General features: G+C 40.5%; 10 protein-coding genes. 7 read left to right on the top strand and 3 right to left on the bottom strand.

Annotation, left to right across the window (positions count from 1 at the left end; translation table 11 throughout):
• Positions 1-51: 51 nt before the first annotated feature.
• From WA1_RS27350 to hmpF, 3 genes are all read right to left on the bottom strand, one after another.
• Positions 52-1002 carry an AvaI/BsoBI family type II restriction endonuclease gene (locus WA1_RS27350; RefSeq protein ID WP_017745588.1) on the bottom strand — a complete coding sequence of 317 codons (951 nt, stop codon included), beginning with the start codon at positions 1000-1002 and terminating at the stop codon, positions 52-54.
• On the bottom strand, positions 1002-2477 hold the full coding sequence (locus WA1_RS27345; RefSeq protein ID WP_017745587.1) for a DNA methyltransferase: 1476 nt from the start codon (positions 2475-2477) through the stop codon (positions 1002-1004). Before WA1_RS27345 ends, WA1_RS27350 begins: the two co-directional genes overlap by 1 nt.
• Before the next feature lie 230 nt (positions 2478-2707).
• A complete protein-coding gene (gene hmpF, locus WA1_RS27340; RefSeq protein ID WP_017745586.1) occupies positions 2708-4453 on the bottom strand; it encodes a pilus motility taxis protein HmpF in 1746 nt (581 codons plus the stop codon).
• 452 nt (positions 4454-4905) lie between these two features.
• Between hmpF and WA1_RS27335 the strand changes: the two genes are divergently transcribed.
• The 7 genes from WA1_RS27335 (at position 4906) to WA1_RS27305 (ending at position 18443) form a co-directional block, all read left to right on the top strand.
• Positions 4906-6207: a response regulator gene (locus WA1_RS27335; RefSeq protein ID WP_017745585.1), complete on the top strand. Its 1302-nt coding sequence runs from the start codon at positions 4906-4908 to the stop codon at positions 6205-6207.
• Positions 6208-6307: 100 nt separating this feature from the next.
• Positions 6308-6673: a response regulator transcription factor gene (locus WA1_RS27330; RefSeq protein WP_017745584.1), complete on the top strand. Its 366-nt coding sequence runs from the start codon at positions 6308-6310 to the stop codon at positions 6671-6673.
• 13 nt (positions 6674-6686) lie between these two features.
• Positions 6687-7217, top strand: coding sequence for a chemotaxis protein CheW (locus WA1_RS27325; protein WP_017745583.1), 531 nt, complete (start codon positions 6687-6689; stop codon positions 7215-7217).
• 22 nt (positions 7218-7239) lie between these two features.
• Entirely contained in the window at positions 7240-10251 is a 3012-nt protein-coding gene (locus WA1_RS27320) for a methyl-accepting chemotaxis protein (RefSeq protein WP_017745582.1), read from the top strand.
• A 92-nt stretch (positions 10252-10343) separates the two neighbouring features.
• Complete coding sequence (locus tag WA1_RS27315) at positions 10344-15590, top strand: response regulator (protein WP_017745581.1); 5247 nt, start codon at positions 10344-10346, stop codon at positions 15588-15590.
• Between the two features lie 58 nt (positions 15591-15648).
• Positions 15649-17697 (top strand): prolyl oligopeptidase family serine peptidase, encoded by a 2049-nt coding sequence (locus WA1_RS27310; RefSeq protein ID WP_017745580.1) that lies wholly within the window; start codon positions 15649-15651, stop codon positions 17695-17697.
• A gap of 125 nt (positions 17698-17822) precedes the next feature.
• Entirely contained in the window at positions 17823-18443 is a 621-nt protein-coding gene (locus WA1_RS27305; RefSeq protein ID WP_017745579.1) for a Uma2 family endonuclease, read from the top strand.
• Positions 18444-18720: the final 277 nt, after the last annotated feature.

Genomic DNA, 18720 nt, shown 5'->3' with positions numbered 1-18720 from the left:
AACTATTGCTCAATATGCTACAAATCCAGTGGATGTGTTGTTCAAAATCTTTTACAGCGTAATTAGCCATGCACAGAGCGAAGCAACTTGGTCGGCATATGTAAGATTTGCAGCGTTAGAAAGCTTACCACTGTTAAGTTGATGCCAAATTTCCTCTGCCATACTATTTTCTATGGCTGCTCCAACGAAAAAAGTACATGGATTAAGGCTGTGTTTTTTAAAACTGCTTCTAATACGTTCCAAAGCACTATTTGCTGTTTTCCAATGTTCATCTGCTCCTGCTGGATCGATACCTCCTTTTAGTTCGCCAAGGGCAATATAAGCATTTGGGTTTTTCAGCAAGCTAGTGTTGACTTGAATCGGATTACAATTAAATAAACATATATCAATATTTTTGCGAACAATAGGTACGACTATGTTATACATAAGAGTTCTGTGCTCCTTATTTTCAGGAACCCAACTTAGACCCTTAACTCGTAACTCTATATCAGTATCTTCCTCTGGTTGGTCCAGCCAACTTTTACTTTCTTTATCAAGCCATTTATAGGATATTGCAGAAAGTCTTAGTGCAGAAATAACCGCTCTTGTAAATTTTCGTTCTGCAAGAACACCGCCGATATTACGCATCATCCCGCCTAATGTATCGCCACGGGTTAGTAAAAAACGATAAACTAATTCCTCAAGAAATTCTTCTCCTACGGGTTCTAAAAAATTCTTAATTAATCCTTCTATGGCATCAATTTTATCTTGCTCTTGTAAATATCCTGCTGCTTTATCTGATATACCTGCTGCTGCAAGAAGGGCTGGTCGTATATCCTGCATTTGAAGTAAATCTTGAGGTTTTTTAACTTGATGTGTTCGGATTTTTAGAGATCGAGCTTGCTCTAAAAAGGGCGTTGCTTTCCGATTTCGTTCGAGCGCTAAAGCAACAAATCCTGCTCGAACTTCTTCATATGTAGTAACTAGATCGTTACTAGAGTGAAGATGATTATAATATGACACTAATGTTTTCTCCAGACATATACACACTTACGCAAAGGTTTACGACCGTGAGATCCCATTTGCTGACTGCTGTTACCCTTACCTATTGGTAAAACTAGAATTGCCTCAATGTCAAAGCCTAATTGTTCTGCAATTGCAGAAAGAATTATATCAACAGAAATTTCAACACCCGCGTAGCGAACATTATCATTCACCATAAATAACGGCGCGCCAGATTTCATTATCCTATAACATTCCGCAATCACACAAGCCATTTCGTAGAAATACCCACGTATCATTCTAGGAATGCCACTATTATTTAATTTTTTATTCTTCAGCTCAGTATTTAAAAATTCTAGGATGCTTTGTAGTAATTTCTGATTGTCAGCAGCCTTAATTGCTTGTTGCCATTTACTAATGATTGGCTTCTCTTTATTTTCTACAGTACAACTCAGCATGTCTTGCCGAAGTTGTACAATTTCTTGTTCGCCTATTCCCAAAAGAGCTAGTTCGAGAGCATATGTGCGGGTGTAATCGTAACGATTACAATATGGTGGGGAGGTAATCACACAATCATATGAATCTTTTGCTAAATTTGGTAGAATCTTTAAACAAGAACCTTTCAATAAAGTTATTTGCGATTGTTTTTTTTCTTCTGGGAAAATATAAATATTTGATAGATAAAAAGTGTCGTTCAGAATTAGCTCGATTTGAGATGCGATCGCTTCGTCAAAAGCTAATATTTTTCCTTTATCAAAATTTTCTGAACTATTCTTACGCTTTGCTCGTGCATCCCAACGTAAGTACTGACCGTCTTTCCGAGTATAACTTATAGACTCTAGAATGCATAAAAGAGCAAATTTTAAAACTTTTTGAACGGGAAGACTTTCCTGCTCAATTAAGTACAGATATTTCTCGATCGCTTCTTCCGTATTAGCAGGATACGCTCCATCAGTAATTCGTAAACGATTTAATGGCTTTCTACCAGTTGAGTACTTCCATGGCTTTTCTTCTTTCCAAAAAATTAGTTTTTCAAAATACTCTTTGGGAAAGTCTTGATCCATTAACAGACGAATATCTATAACCTCTTGACCAATAGGTAAAAGTTCGATTCCATCTGCATCGATACCTAATTCGTTACAAGCAAATAAAGTTGTTCCTATTCCTGCAAATGGATCTAAAACTTTAGAAATATTTTGATTTTTATATTTTTGTAAAAGAAACTTAACTAAATCATCAGAGAACGCCTCTTTATACTTAAACCATCGGTATTTGGGATTTTCTTTGTTTGCTTGAAAGCTGACAATTTTACGAGTGAAGTCTGGATAGATTTTAATTTTTTCTTGAAAATAATTCTCTAGATCGGAATCTAAATTACGAATTTCTTGTATGACAGGATTAGTCTCTTGCTCTAATTCGGCAGTAGCATCCTTAGCTTGGACTTCTAAAATTTTAAGTTCAAGACTTAGTTGACTCATGTGTAAAGGAAAGTTCATTGATAAATATCAAGTTTTTGCAGTTTACAACAAATTCGACCAAAATGATCGACTCTACTTTATCACAGAAAAATATAAGAACGCCGCTCTCCTGCGATCGGATTATAGTTCAAATGGTACAAACGGATTAGTTCATCGCATTAATTATAAGTGGCTGCTAGATCCCCGACTTCTTCAAGAAGTCGGGGATCTAAATCAACTTAACCCATCAAAATTAATTTGGCAGACCATTACGTGCTTGATGACAAAATATTTTCGAGGGTTTGACGCATCTGGTTAATTGCTTGATTTTGATAATCTCCCGTTTCCTGTACTTTAGCCACAGATTCAGCTATGCCTTCTAAATTGTGTCTCAACCCATCTATAGAGTCTTGAATGGGTTGTAAATCTTGATACAAACTCAATCGAGTTTGAGATTCTACGATCGCAGTTTGCACGGACAGCAAGTTTTCTTCTATGGTTTGGATCTCTTGGTGCTTTATCTGGTGCTGTTGAGTCTGTTGGTCAATAAAGCTTTGTGCTTGCTCTAGATTGGTACTTATCTGTTCGATTTCACTTTCTAAGCTTTGCAGTTCCTGTACCTGTTGCTGCTTTTGCTTGTCAATAATTGCAAGAATTTGTTTGAAATCCGCGCTTTTTTCTTCTAGTTCGGGACTGGGAGTTTTTCCTTGTTTTTTGCATAGCACGAGTTGATGTTGCCTGCAAATCTCTGTCCGTTCTTGTAAACTGCGACGCTGTCCTACCAAAGTTTGGTTCAACATTTGGTAAGAATCTTTTTCATCTACTAGTTCTGACTCTAATTTAGAACGTTCTCCGACCGACACTTGATTTATCTTGTTTTGCAGTTCTTCTATAATTTTTTGTCTTTCTGTTAATTCTTGTTCTTGCTCGTTAACAAAGTTAGAGTCTATATTTAACTTTTGCTGCAAATCCCGGAGAATGTCTTGCAGTTGTTCTACAGGCATTTTTTCTAAGGCAGCTATATCAACTTTTGGCGTAGCGATGACGTCGCTAGATATGGAAGCAAGAAAACTAATTTGCTTGTATAACTCTTCTTGATAGTGCAACTGCTCTTTTAAAGAACGAGCGTACTCCTGCTTGTTGGCAAGCGTGACTGTATTAACTTTTAACTCTGCTATTTGCTCTTCTAATGACTGTTGCGCTTGCTGCCATTCGTTTTTTTGTTCGGACAAAGTTTGCAACAGGCGACTAGCTTCTCCTTGCTGTTGCTCAATTACAACTTTTTGCTGTTCGAGTTGTTGCCAGTGTGGGGTTAGCACAGCTTGTTGCCTTTCTACAATTTCAAAGGCCAAATTGAGGTTTTCACGGACTGTTCCTGTGGGTGCAACGCTTGTAGAAAGGCGAGTCAGCAATTCATTCAAGGCTTTGCTTTGTTCCCCATCCAATACAGCCCCTTGCTGACATTCTGCTTTAAATTCCTCCAAACGGCGTTGCTCACCGCGCAAGTGCTCCCACGCTCCCTCTAATTCTTGACGGTTACGCTCCATTTCTGTTCGCAACCTTTCTACTTCCTCTCGCTCCGCTTCTACTTCCTTGAGTTGAGTTTCACAGCGTTGAACATCTTCCTCCATGTGTTGCAGTTGTTCCAAACGCGCTTCTAACTCCATTTCGCGGCGATTGAATTCCTGTGCTTGAAATGTCAATGATTGCTTCCACTGATCGATTTCTTCTTCCTTAACCTTGAATTTCTCTACCTGTCGGGAAAAATTCTGCAAAATATTGATTAACGGACGTCCAGCTTCTTGAACTCTTTGCACTTGGCGATTGGGAGTGAGTTCAACCAGAATAAGAACGCCATCATTTAACTTGCTCGCTTCTTCTCCAGCGATGGTTTCTTCTGACACTGTTGTCCAACTTTGGTCGTTTCGCTGGCAAGCCAACAACTTCAGTTCGGTTTTGCCACCGCCACTGAGTAAACCACCTTTTTGTTTTTGTACTTCTGCTAAATATAGCACACTGTTATTCCTCTGGTGTACTTGATGTCCGCGTTTTGAGTTATATCTTACATAATGATTTTTGCCTGCCTTATTTATCCCAAATATAGGAAAATTAAGACAGACTATATTTTCGCGCAGCCGTAAAATTTACGTCTTGTTATTTACCGATCGCTCTTATTTTGTACTGTCAGTAGTGACAATGGCTACCGTGTAATTACTAGCATTGTCAAAGTATATTAAAAGAACTTAAGATAAGCTAGGTTAAAGTATCTGCGCCATCGTCATTTGTCCTTAGTCTTTAGTTCTTTATCTCACTTTTGACCAAAGGCAGCCGATGAATGAAAGAGCCTTTTAGGTAACGGTAAATTATCTATTCTCCCCCTATTAAAAGTTATATATTATCTCAACAAAAACCGCCATAATATGCTGAGTGTAGCCAACACGAATGATAAGGAGTTCCCATAAGCTCAATGCAGGGAAATTTAAAAGAAATTGATATTCGAAGTATTTTGCAATTGATAGAGTTGGGGCAACGAACAGGAGTCTTGTTTGTTGAAATTGACGGCTCTGACAATGGCAAAAAATTTGGTGTGGGTAATGCTCTGAGTTCCGATGCGTCTAGTGCTGGCTGTCCTCAGTCTTGGTTTGTCTTTTTTCTTAACGGTCAAATAATCTATGCCACCAATGGCAGTCATCTGTCACCTTTAGGTGATTACCTGCGGCATTACCGCATCAACGTGCGTCTTGAGGACATACAGATTGCTCCTCTAGAACCGCTTAACATACCAGAGTATGAATACATTTGGGTACTATTACAACAAAATATCATCAACCCCGTACAAGCTCGCAGTATTATTCAAAACTTAATTTCTGAAACTTTTTTCGACCTCCTAAGCTTGTATGACGGTCGTTTTATCTTCGAGTTATATCCGACGCTAACACCAAAGTTAAGTGCTTGGGAAATTACACCTCTGGTGACTAAAACGGTGGTGCAGTTACAAGAGTGGAAGCGGTTATATCCTTTTATTCAGTCTCCAGATCGCTTTCCAGTTCTCGCTGACATCACTCAGTTACAATCTTCTCTACCCCACACGACATTAAATAAGCTACAACTTTGGGCAGATGGCAAAACCTCTTTACGCCAACTCTCTCGTTATCTTAATCGCAGTATTTTAACTGTTGCTAAGGCAATGTACCCTTACGTACAACAGGGGTGGGTGAAATTTGTATGTTCTGTTACTAATAATGACACTGTTGAAACACAAAATTCAATTCACAAAGTGGAGGTCAACTGTAAAGCACGTGTAGTATGTATTGACGGGGAAAGGGAAATTGCGGCAGATGTAGAGTTTACTTTAAGACAACAGGGGTATGAAGCGATCGCGCTGACAGATCCTTTGGCTGCCCTCGGTCAAGTCTTTCAACTCAAACCCAATTTAATTATATGTAACACTGCCATGTCACCCTTGGACGGGTACGAGATTTGTAAAATGCTCAGAAACTCTACTGTATTTCGTTTTGTACCAATTGTTCTGCTTGTGGATGCCCCAGAGCATCACTCACGTATCAAAGCCAAAATGATGGGGGCGACAGATTGTTTAGCAACGCCTTTTGGGAATACTGAGTTATTAAAGCTTGTAGAAAGATATATGAACTACAGTGTTATTGGAGATAACGATCGAGGTACAACTCTTGTTGATCCGATTCAATATGAGGTAAAAAATAATATCACAGAATCAGCAAGCCTTAATCAAACCTCATTATCTAACTAATTCGATTCAGGAATAGAATTATTTATACAGTAAATGCTTGCACTTAAGCGGGGTATGTTCCGAATAGGAACGTCTAACTCAGGAGGTATATAGGCGTTTTATGAGTACAGTTCTGATTGTGGAAGACAGTGTCGCACAAAGGGAGATGATTACAGACCTCCTGAAAGCGAGTGGCTTAAAAGTCACCCACGCCAGTGATGGAGTTGAAGCACTAGAAGCTATTCAAAGTGCTTGCCCCGATCTGGTGGTATTAGATATAGTTATGCCTCGGATGAATGGCTACGAAGTTTGTCGTCGCCTGAAGTCCGATCCAAAAACCCAAAACGTCCCAGTTGTTATGTGTTCTTCTAAAGGAGAAGAATTCGATCGCTACTGGGGGATGAAGCAAGGAGCTGATGCTTACATAGCTAAGCCCTTTCAGCCAACTGAGTTGGTGGGAACAGTCAAACAACTTTTGCGAGGATGAGGATGAATGGAAAATGGTTAGCAAACCGGACTTTTTAGGAGGTAGTGGACAAGACCACTTCCGCCCTGAATTACAAGTTGAAAGTCCTGAAGGAGAACTGTATTTAAGATTTTACATTCCCTCGCATCAGGAGTTTGCACTACTAGCCACGGGAATTAGAGAAGTCATTGAACTGAGTCCTGACAGAATTACTCCAATTCCTAATGCTTCTCCATTGCTTTTGGGTACTCTAAATTTACGAGGTCGAGTCATTTGGGTGGCTGATTTGGGTCAATTCCTGGGAGAAGTAGCGGCATTGAATACAGATCGAGCTGAAATTCCGGTAATTGCTATTGAAGAGCAAGACACAATCGTCGGCTTGGCAGTAGAGGAAATTGGCGGAATGGACTGGCTTGATGTTCAGCATTTAATGGCACCATCTGGTGTCCCAGACACGATGATTCCCTTTTTACGGGGAGAGTGGATGTTAGATGCTCAAAAAAATCAGTGTCTGAGACTGCTCGATCAGACGGCAATTTTGCGAAGCGCCCGGTGGGCAGGATGAACTTTGGGAGGTAGGAAATAACATGGCAACCGGTATAGAAGATTACGAGCAGATATATCAACAGGCTTATCTGGCCTACGTAGATACTAACTACGAACAAGCCGCCACTCTTATCGACCAGGTGGTACAACATTTACCAGATGACCCTAACATTCGTTTATTACGAGGTCACATCTATTATGTTTTGCAGCAGTATGATGTTGCAAAAACCGAATATCAGTATGTGCTGAAGTTAACAGGCGATCCAAACATTACGAGTTACGCTCAAAGTGGATTAGAGGCTATTGAACAATATCAACAAGCTTTTGACGAACAAGACGATGTCCCAGAAAAAGATGAAAAGCAAAGCAGTTTTTCATCACAGTCAAAAATTCATGTTTTTGAGGAAGAATTAGAAGATTCAGAAGAATTAGAAGAAATAAAAGATTTTGATAGCAACAGCTTTGATTTGAAATCATTTGATCTCGATCGCGCAGAAGTTGCAGACGAAATGGAAGAACTACCTGTCAGCAGTCCATTTGATATACCGCTAGATGGCAGTGCTAGATCTAGTTCGTCTTCTAGTTCTCAAGATAGTGTCGGAAGTAATCCTTTCGCTGTCAATCCAAGCTTTTCGGAGCAGAAAAATGCCAACAGTAAAGAGGAAGAGTTAGAGCTACCTCCTTTCTTACAGGATGATCTCTCAGACTTTAAGTTTGAAAATGTAGAAGATAATACTCCACAGCCATTTAGTACAATTTCTGTTGAAAAAGAACCCGACAACCAACAAGATGCAAGCAACTCTCCATTTGCACAACTAGAGTTGCCTTCCCTTGGAGGATTGGGGAATCAAGATTTCTTCAGTAACAATAACTCTGAAGAAGAAAATGATAAAGATATAAACATGAGAATAAATATTGCTGATGATGAAACTTTACTGACAGATGATATAGAACTAACTAATAATTCAGCAGTTAGCTACAGCAGTCAGGAAAAATTTTCTCATTCACAAAATAATACATTAGAAAATGTTGCGCCCTCCTTCTCAAGTGAAAGCGATCGCGGCGTGCGTTCCCAATCTGATTCCACTTCCCAAGACAGAGTTTCTACGAGCAATTCTAAATCCATTCCTCTGCCTCAAATCGATTCAGCTTCATCTAACAATAGTTTTACCTACAATCATCTTGGGAAAGAAGAAAAACCGCAGAACTCAAACCCCAAAACGCAGAAAAATATTTTTGATGAAGACGATAGTTTTGACTTTGAAGCGTTTGAATCTGCCTTTGGTTCTGAGGAAGAAGAAAGCAGCAGTCGTCCTGTAGATGGAAAGACGAACAAAAGCAGCAATATAGAGTTTCTTGATGACTTTGATGACTTTGACGATTTAGGAAGTATTCCTGGGTTTGACATTACTGATAATGACGTGCCATTGCGTTCTGCCTCCATAGAAAATAACGGTAGATCGCGCAATCCGATCTTAGATACAACTAGTCATGACAGAAACATAACATCCGATCGCGATTCAGAATTGTTTAGCATTACAGGTTCCCAAGAAGGAGTACCTGTTTTTACCCAAGGGGATGTCTCGAAGGTAGAAGCCCATGTTTCAGTAGAGCAAGGTGTCCTTGCACCATTAGAAAATGCCCCTCTACAAACCAAACAGTGGATTACCGCAGGAACTGTAGGCTGTGTCTCAGCACTAGTTGTTGCAGCTGTCAGCTTTACTGCTGCTAACTTTACGCCAAAAACACAACGGGAAGCAGTACGAAACACGGGTTGGGCAATGTCATTAGCCGCAGGGCTGGCTGGCTTTGCAAGTGCAAGTTTTATGGGAAATATTGCTTTCAAGCAAATTCGTCGCACAACTAAAGATTTGCAAATACAATTTGATGCTGTTAGCAAAGGCAACTTGAATGTTCAAGCCACTGTATATTCCGAGGATGAATTAGGGCAGTTAGCCGCCAGCTTTAACGAGATGGCTCGTGTCATTTTTACAACAACTCACGAAGCTACACGTAAAGCACAAGAACAGGAAGAAGCAAAAGAGAACTTGCAGCGCCAAGTGATTCGCTTGCTTGATGACGTGGAAGGTGCTGCTAGAGGTGATTTGACAGTACAAGCTGAAGTTACAGCCGATGTACTGGGAGCAGTTGCTGATGCTTTCAACCTCACAATTCAAAACCTGCGGGATATCGTGCAACAGGTGAAAGTTGCTGCCAGGGAAGTGACTAGAGGTGCTACCAATTCTGAAACTTTTGCTAGAGCGTTATCTAGTGATGCTTTGCGACAAGCAGAAGAACTCGCAGTCACCTTGAATTCCGTTCAGGTGATGACAGATTCCATCCATAGGGTAGCAGAAGCGGCACGAGAAGCAGAAGCCGTTGCCCGTGATGCCAGCCAAATTGCTCTTAAAGGTGGCGATGCGGTGGAAAATACGGTGGCAGGTATTCTAGAAATTCGAGAAACTGTAGCAGAAACCACTCGCAAAGTCAAGCGGTTGGCAGAATCCTCTCAAGAAATCTCTAAGATTGTGGCGTTAATTTCTCAGATTGCTTCGCGAACCAACTTGCTCGCCCTCAATGCTAGTATTGAAGCAGCACGCGCTGGAGAAGCAGGACGGGGCTTTGCCATTGTGGCGGATGAAGTGCGACAGCTTGCAGATAGATCGGCAAAGTCTTTGAAAGAAATTGAAGAAATTGTGCGGCAAATCCAGAGCGAAACAGGCTCTGTCATGACTGCAATGGAAGAAGGTACGCAACAAGTTATCAAAGGGACTCAGTTGGCAGAAGAAGCCAAGCGATCGCTTGAAAACATTATTCAAGTAGCGAAGCGCATTGATAGTCTGGTACGGGGGATCACTGCTGATACAGTTGAGCAAACAGAAACTTCCCGTGCTGTCGCTCAAGTTATGCAATCAGTGGAACTGACTGCACAAGAAACTTCTCAAGAAGCACAAAGAGTTTCCGGCGCTTTACAACACTTGGTGGGTGTGTCTCGTGACTTGATAGCTTCGGTTGAACGCTTCCGCGTTGAAACCAGTGAAAATACTAGATAGTTAATGGTTAATGGTTAATGGTTAATAGTAAACATAATTAACAATTAACAATTAACAACTAACAATTAACAATTAACAATGACTAAAAGATTATGCTGCCAGAACAACAACAGCGCATTTTGGGTTACTTCATAGAAGAAGCCAAAGATCATTTGAATACGATCGAGCAGGGCTTGCTGAATCTTCAGAGTACCCTTGGCGATCCGGAAATGGTTAACGAAGTTTTCCGGGCGGCTCACTCTATTAAGGGTGGGGCGGCAATGCTTGGTCTGAGTAGCATTCAGCACACCGCTCACCGTTTAGAAGACTGTTTCAAAATTTTAAAAGAGCATCCCATCAAGGTTGACCAAAAGTTAGAATCCTTATTTCTTGCTGTGTTGGATACTTTGAAAGCCCTATTGGAGAATTTACAGGGACCTTTCGGTCTGACTGAAGAAACAGTCAATAACTTGATGTCGGAAACCGAACCCGTTTTTAAGTGGTTGCACGAACATTTAGAATTACTTGTAGCACAGGGAACTAAAGAAGGGTCAAGTATAGCAGCAACCTCATCTTCACCACAGCCAACATTCACAGAGAGGGAAAGACGACAACAGGTGCAAACTGAGGTACTCCAAGTTTTACGGGATATGTTGCAAATGTTTAAGCAACCTGCAACACCTGAAACTCGTCAGAACCTTAAGGAATGCTGTCATAAGTTAGCTCAACTCGGTGAAGCATCAAATTGGTCAAATTGGTGCAGTTTGTGCGTCTCTTGCGGAAGTGCGATCGCTAACCCTGAAAATACGTATCTTACCTTAGCTAAAATTGTTATTACAGATATTAAACAAGCTTTAGAATTAGTCCTTACAGGTAGAGAGGCTGAAATTGCAGTGAGTCAGCAACTGCAAGCGCTGATCTGTATTGAAACTGAAATAAAATTATTAGAACTTCCCCTAGATTTGATGGATGAATTGGCTACTACGTCAGTAAAACCATCAGAAGTCCCAAAACCAAACATCACGCTCGGTGCTTTCGATGACAGCACGAATGCAGATGAAGGGGTGGCACAAATTATTGAAGATGAGTCGGAAATTGAAGGGGTTGAACTACAAGATCGGATTACCAGCCTCTCTGATTTAACGTACCAATTTCAAAATCAATTTGACATACCGATTATACAGAGCAGCACAGATTCTCACGGTCCTGAAGTAGGAATCGCAGAGTTAAATACTCTTGCCGATTTATTTGAAGGAGAAAGTTCCGATCTCGATGATACGTGGGATAAGGAAGAAGTTGTAGAAATTTCTAATAGCAGTCAACCAGGACTTGAAATTGGCACAAATAGTATAGAGGATACGGATAGCGAGTTTGAGGACTTGTTCTTCCAAGAAGAAATTAACATTCAACAGGAAACGGCAAAAACTGTCAAAGAAGAATCAAGTTTTGGTGATTTATTTGGCGGTCTTATAGAAGAAGAAAATTCAGAACTACAAAACCAAGCCAAAGCTAGTTTAAACTTGGACTTTAATGTAGATGCTAAACAGACACCGAATGATGTCACAATTCTACCATCAGAAAACATTGAAAAAATCCCAGATGAAATCAGTAATTTATTAGAACTGAGAATTGATGACAATCAACCATTGACCTTAGCAGAAATTTCTACAACGGATACTGAATCTGTAGTAAATCTTGAACTGGCTCCTACTCAAGAGCCTAGCTTTGATGATTTATTCATAGAAAATACAAATTTATCTCCTTTAAAAGAAATTACACCAAAAGCTTCGAGAGAAGGATCGGAAACTACCCAAGAAAAAAATGAAAATTTAGCTCCCAGTGAAATATTTGATGGACTGGAAGAAGAAGTAGATATAGCTGATAATTTATTAGAAAAACTGCCTGAAATAGAAGAGACTAACCTGTTCTGGGATGATGAATTCGAAGAAAATAAAGAAGAGATTGATTCTTTTGTAGAAGAAGATATAGCCCAGCAGTTAGAAGAAATGCTGTTTCAAGCAGCTGCTGATGAAGATATGTTTGAGGATGAGCCGTCTTTAGAGTTGGAATCAGAACGCTTGGGCTTGGAAGATTTAGATGTTCACTTTCAGACACAAGAGCAAGATTTTGATTTCATGTTTCCGTCCCAAACAGATGATAATTTGTTTGAGGAGTTGACACAGACAGCTTCGCCCGCACCACCTCCGGAAGCGCTCGAATTCACTCCTGAATTTACCCATTCTCCACAAGAAAAGATACGGGTAAACTCTGCTGAATCTGATATCGACCTTGCTGAAGAGGAAGAAAGCGCAACTTCATCTTTTATACTAGAAGATTCACCAGCAATTTATTTAACGGATGTCACTGTTAGCAACACAGATAATCCTTTTGATTTGTCACAGGAATTTACGGAAAAAAATCGGGTTTCTGTAAATACTTTTGATGAAATAAGTTTTACAGAACTCTCTGAGTCTGTAGAGTTAGATAGTCTAATAAATATTCAATCAGAAACACTTGTCCAAGAAAATTTTGCTGATTTTGATTTTACCGATTCTCTTGATTCAGATAATGCTTTATTAGTCGATTCAAGCCAAAGTATACTAAGAGAAGAATCTGATGTAATAGAAGAATTAGAAATTAGCGATCGCTTGTCAAATATTGACGCCTTTTCTGAGGAAGCACCACAAGATGTGGAAGAGAAAAATTCTGTAAACGCTATTCAAATAAAAGAATTGGAATCAAATTTTGAAGAACCAGATAGATTTTTCAAAATTTCATCAGATTCTGCTGAATTGGAAGAAGAGGTTTTCTTAGATATTCAAGATTCTGATTTTTCGGACTTGTCTGCTCTATTTGAAAATCCAGAACCCATTAGTAACGCTGCTTCTTTTCCGATAATAAAAGATGCGTTAGAGCAACCAGCAACAGAGAAAGCAGAAATACCAGAAATCCAAGGAGCGAATTTTTCAGATCTATTTGCGAATTTAGAATTAGAGGAAGCAACCTTTGTTCCACAAACCTCTTTACCAGATAATCCAGTCGAGCAAGAAACACAAATTTTAGATACTCAAGCTGCAAATTTATCAGAGTTGCTGGCTGAGCTAGACCTTGATGATACATCTTTCATCATGGGATCTACTTCTTCATACGAAACAGAATCAAATGCTCCACAACAGGAAGTCGCTCAACCAATCGACCCATCATTTGATGATGAGTTTGCCGATCTAGATAAGTTACTGGAAGAGGAATTAGCATCTAGTTTCAGTTCTCCACAGAAACCAGAGGTAGAACTGGTTCCTCCGAAAAAAGTCTCAGAAGTCACGAGCAAGCCAGTAACACCTGCAGCCAAAGGAGATATTGACATTCAGTTTCAGGAATTAGAGGAGATGGTGAAAGGAGATTTTCCTCCCCGCCCCTCTGTTGCTCGCGCCCCTCGCTTTGAGCAACTTATGAAGGTTCCTGTTAAGCATTTGGATGACATGAGTAATCTGGTTGGGGAATTAGTGGTCAATCGCAACACGTTGGAACAAGATCACGAACGCACGCGACAATCTTTGGACAATTTGCTCCATCAAGTGCAGCAATTAAGTGATGTCGGAGCGAGAATGCAGGAATTATATGAGCGTTCTCTTTTGGAAGCCTCTCTGCTCGCTAGCCGCAAACACCATAGTTCTGGTTTCTTACCGCAACAAACAGATAGAGGTTTCACAGAACTGGAAATGGATCGGTTCACCCCCTTCCACTCTTTATCGCAAGAAATGATTGAATTAATTGTACGGGTGCGTGAGGCAGCAAGTGACATTGATTTTGTGACAGAAGAAACCGAGCGAGTTGCACGACAGTTCCGTCAGGTAACTAACCAACTGCAAGAGGGGATTACGCGAGCACGAATGGAGCCTTTCTCCGAGGTGAACATTGCATTAGAGCGAGGAGTCCGCGAAAACGCTATTAAGTCAGGTAAGCAAGCGCAACTCAAAATCGAAGGGAAAGATACTTTAATTGACAAAATGATTTTGGGTCATCTCCAAAGCCCTCTGAATCATTTGCTGAATAATGCGATCGCTCATGGTATCGAACTACCACAAGTGCGCCAAGCCAATGGCAAACCACCTATGGGAACTATTACCGTTCGCGCTTTCCACCAAGGAAACCAAACTGTTATTTCTGTTAGCGATGACGGTGCGGGAATTAATACAGAAGGAGTTAAGGCAAAGGCGATTCAGAAAGGTTTGATTACCCCAGAACAAGCGAAAACTTTATCTCGCCTTGATGTTTACGATTTACTCTTCCTACAAGGTTTCAGCACTGCCGAAAATATTGACGATCTCAAAGGACGCGGTGTTGGTATGGATGTCGTCCGTACCAGAATCAGTGAAATCCGGGGGACTATTACTATTGATTCTACCATAGGCAAAGGAACTACCTTTACCATTCGTCTGCCTTTAACCCTCAGTATTTGTAAGGCTTTGTGCTGTGTTTCTGACAAAGCGCGGATTGCTTTTCCAATGGATGGAGTGGAAGATACCCTCGATATGCCTGCAAAAAATGTTCAGCAGGGTAATGATGGGCAAAAGTACATCATGTGGCGCGATACAATGCTGCCATTTCGACCTCTTAAGGAGATTTTAACCTTCAATCGTCTGCTCAGTCGCGGTAATGTTTACGGTGGGAATCGCGATGATGATACGATTTCTGTTGTTGTTGTGCGATCGGCAAGTACACTTGTTGCCCTACAAGTTGACCTAGTCCTTAACGAGCAAGAAATAGTCATCAAGCAATTTGAGGGACCTGCACCCAAGCCCATTGGTGTTGCTGGTGCTACTGTATTGGGAGACGGTCGCATTATGCCAATTGCTGACGTTTTGGAAATCATTGATATCTTCCAAGGAAGAACTTCCAAACAACGTGGAGTCAGCTTCAGAGAACAGAAAACACCGACACTCACCATAGACGCCTCTGCTGTTAAGATCGACCCAACAGTACTGATTGTTGATGACTCCATTACAGTGAGGGAGTTGCTATCATTGACATTTAATAAGGCAGGTTATCGAGTAGAACAAGCACGTGACGGTCAAGAAGCGTGGGATAAACTGCGATCGGGTTTACCGTGCGACATCGTATTCTGCGATATTGAAATGCCCCGTTGCGACGGTTTGGAGTTACTTTCTCGCATTCAAAAAGACCCCAGCCTCAATAACTTGCCAATAGCCATGCTGACTTCACGAGGTGCAGATAAGCACAGACAGATGGCAATACAATTGGGTGCTAGCGGTTACTTCACCAAACCATATCTTGAAGAAGCTTTGCTTGAAGCAGCTTCGCGGATGTTAAAAGGTGAAAATTTGGTGGCTAACCAGTGACCAGTGACCAGTGACCAGTGACCAGTGACCAATTAACTTTAATTGTACTGAATTGCTTATGTCTTATCCTACAACTCGTAAAAGCAACCAAGTTGATGATTACCACGGAACTTTGGTTGTAGATCCCTATCGCTGGTTAGAAAATCCTGATTCTGAGGAAACAAAGGCTTGGGTTGAGGCACAAAATGAAGTCACTTTTGGCTATCTTCAACAAATTCCTGTTAGAGAAGCAATCAAGCAGCGTCTTACTAAACTCTGGGATTATGAAAAGTATAGTATTCCTTTTAAAGAGGGCGATCGCTACTTCTATTTTAAGAACGATGGTTTGCAAAACCAAAGCGTACTTTATACGTTAAAGACTCTTGAAGACCAACCAAAAGTTTTACTCGATCCCAATAAATTATCAGAAGATGGTACTGTTGCTCTTTCAGGAATAGCTATCAGTGAAGATGGTCAATTGCTAGCCTACGGTTTATCTTTTGCTGGTTCTGATTGGCAGGAATGGAAAGTTAAGGATATAGAAACAGGTGAAGATTTAGAAGACAATTTAAAGTGGATTAAATTTTCAGGAGCATCGTGGACGCATGATGGTAAAGGGTTTTTCTATAGTCGTTATGATGAACCAAACGAAAAAACTAAATTAGAAGAAGTTAATTATTATCAAAAACTTTTTTATCACCAACTGGGGAAAACTCAATCAGAAGATGTATTGATTTACGAGCGTCGCGATCGCAAAGAATGGGGATTTGATGGCAATGTGACAGAGGATGGGCGCTATCTGATTATTTCAGTATGGGAAGGAAGCAATCCTAAAAATTTACTTTTCTATAAGGATTTGGCAAATCCAAATTCAGAAGTTGTAGAATTGATTCATGAATTTGAAGCGAGTTTTAGTTTTATTGATAATAAGGATAGCATCTTTTACTTGCAAACGGATTTAGATGCACCCAGAAGACGTGCGATCGCAATTGACATTAATAATCCTCAACGACAAAATTGGCAAGAGATTATACCTCAAGCTGAAGAAACTTTGCAAAGTGTCAGCACAATTAACAATCAATTGGTAGCAGATTATTTGAAAGATGCTCGCACTCAAATCAAAGTTTTTGCGATGACGGGTTCCTTTGTGAGAGAAGTTGAATTACCGGGAATTGGTTCTGCTGGTGGTTTTGGTGGTAAACGTAATGACACCGAGACTTTTTATAGTTTCACAAGCTTTACTGTACCAGGAACTATCTACCGCTACGATATGGTTAGTGGTAAAAGTCAGGTTTTTCGCGAACCAAAGGTAGACTTTAACCCTAACGAGTACGAAACAAAACAAGTTTTCTATAACAGTAAAGACGGTACGAGAGTACCAATGTTTATTACCCATAAAAAGGGAATTCAGTTAGATGGTAACAATCCTACATACCTGTACGGTTATGGTGGATTTAGTATATCTCTCACTCCTAGCTTTTCCGTGAGTAGCTTAGTCTGGATGGAGATGGGCGGTGTCTATGCTATTCCTAATTTACGTGGTGGTGGTGAATATGGAGAAGATTGGCATCAAGCGGGAATGAAGCAAAAAAAGCAAAATGTCTTTGATGACTTCATTGCTGCAGCTGAATGGTTGATTGAGAAGGGATATACCAAATCTGCTAAATTAGCGATCGCAGGAGGAAGCAATGGGGGATTGCTGGTAGGAGCGTGTATCACTCAGCGTCCCGACTTGTTTAGTGCCGCATTACCAGCTGTAGGTGTGTTGGATATGTTACGCTTCCACAAATTCACCATTGGTTGGGCTTGGGTTGCTGAATACGGTTCTCCAGACAATCCTGAAGAGTTGAAGGCGCTGTATGCTTATTCTCCCTTGCACCAACTTAAAGCAGGTACAGCTTACCCAGCAACTATGATTATTACAGCAGAAAGTGACGATCGCGTAGTTCCAGCCCACAGTTTCAAATTTGCTGCGGCTTTGCAAGCTGCTCATAGCGGTAACTCACCAGTTCTGATTAGAATTGAAACTAAAGCAGGACATGGTGCTGGTAAACCAACCACAAAAAGAATTGAAGAAGCTGCAGATGCTTGGTCTTTTTTAGTTCGGACGTTGGATGTACAGGTTTAGAATTTAACGTAGTAATCCTAAAATCCGAAAATTTGGGGCGAGAAACTGCAATTAAAATGGTTTGATTATGGAATTGGAGTTTAATTGCGGGATGTTAAATTCAAATATATGTTGAGGTTCTTACTATGACTCAAACCATAATCAAACCCATTACCTACGAAGAATTTATAGAGTGGTATCCAAACGACGGGAAGCAGTACGAACTACACGATGGAGTAATTATTGAGATGGCGCCACCTACGGGAGACCATGAAAAAGTTGTTGGTTTTTTAGCCGTAGAAATTGCCGTGGAGTTGAGACGGCTAAAGCTACCTTACACTATTCCCAAAACCGCGTTTGTTAAAACTCCATCCGCGAAATCAGTTTACTCACCTGACGTATTGTTATTAAACCTTGATAATCTTGATAACGAACCTCTCTTTCAAAAAGAGTCAACGGTTACTCAACCTGAATCCGTACCCTTAGTAGTTGAAGTAGTTAGTACCAACTGGCGTGATGATTACCATAAAAAGTTTGCTGATTATGAAGAAATAGGCATTCCGGAGTTCTGGATTGCTGATTATAAAGGGTTGGGGGGTAAAAAATTTATCGGGGACCCAAAACAGCCTACTTTCTCAGTATGTCAGCTTGTTGGGGATGAATACACAATTACTAAGTTCACGGGCAACGACTTGATTATTTCTCCCGCATTCCCCCAACTTAACCTTACCGCACAGCAGGTTTTTGATGCTGCTCTGCCACGGTAAAATATTCAATTGCATGGAAATATATCCATTAAAATATATAGGGAATGCCGACTTGAATGGCTTATGTCGTTTAGAACGTCTACAACGTTTATTTGATAAATATTCTACGTTATTGCCATTTTCTACAACGTTGTTCATTAGTCATACTTGTGTATCATCTCTTCAACAATCGCCCTGTGAGAATAGTAGTTCCTTGGTAGCCTTGATTGGGTATCTAAGTATTTCTAATAGCTTCTGCTAAAAACCCGGCTGGATTGCGTACTTTAGTGGTAGATAA

The sequence above is a fragment of the Scytonema hofmannii PCC 7110 genome (assembly GCF_000346485.2).
In the GTDB taxonomy this organism is placed as follows: domain Bacteria; phylum Cyanobacteriota; class Cyanobacteriia; order Cyanobacteriales; family Nostocaceae; genus Scytonema; species Scytonema hofmannii.
This window is presented reverse-complemented; position numbering and strand designations above follow the sequence as displayed.

Bases quoted from the DNA above. Each gene is read 5' to 3' on its own strand.
- WA1_RS27345 (WP_017745587.1), bottom strand. From the start codon at position 2,477: ATGAACTTTCCTTTACACATGAGTCAACTAAGTCTTGAACTTAAAATT.
- WA1_RS27335 (WP_017745585.1), top strand. From the start codon at position 4,906: ATGCAGGGAAATTTAAAAGAAATTGATATTCGAAGTATTTTGCAATTG.
- WA1_RS27330 (WP_017745584.1), top strand. From the start codon at position 6,308: ATGAGTACAGTTCTGATTGTGGAAGACAGTGTCGCACAAAGGGAGATG.
- WA1_RS27325 (WP_017745583.1), top strand. From the start codon at position 6,687: ATGGTTAGCAAACCGGACTTTTTAGGAGGTAGTGGACAAGACCACTTC.
- WA1_RS27320 (WP_017745582.1), top strand. From the start codon at position 7,240: ATGGCAACCGGTATAGAAGATTACGAGCAGATATATCAACAGGCTTAT.
- WA1_RS27315 (WP_017745581.1), top strand. From the start codon at position 10,344: ATGCTGCCAGAACAACAACAGCGCATTTTGGGTTACTTCATAGAAGAA.
- WA1_RS27310 (WP_017745580.1), top strand. From the start codon at position 15,649: ATGTCTTATCCTACAACTCGTAAAAGCAACCAAGTTGATGATTACCAC.
- WA1_RS27305 (WP_017745579.1), top strand. From the start codon at position 17,823: ATGACTCAAACCATAATCAAACCCATTACCTACGAAGAATTTATAGAG.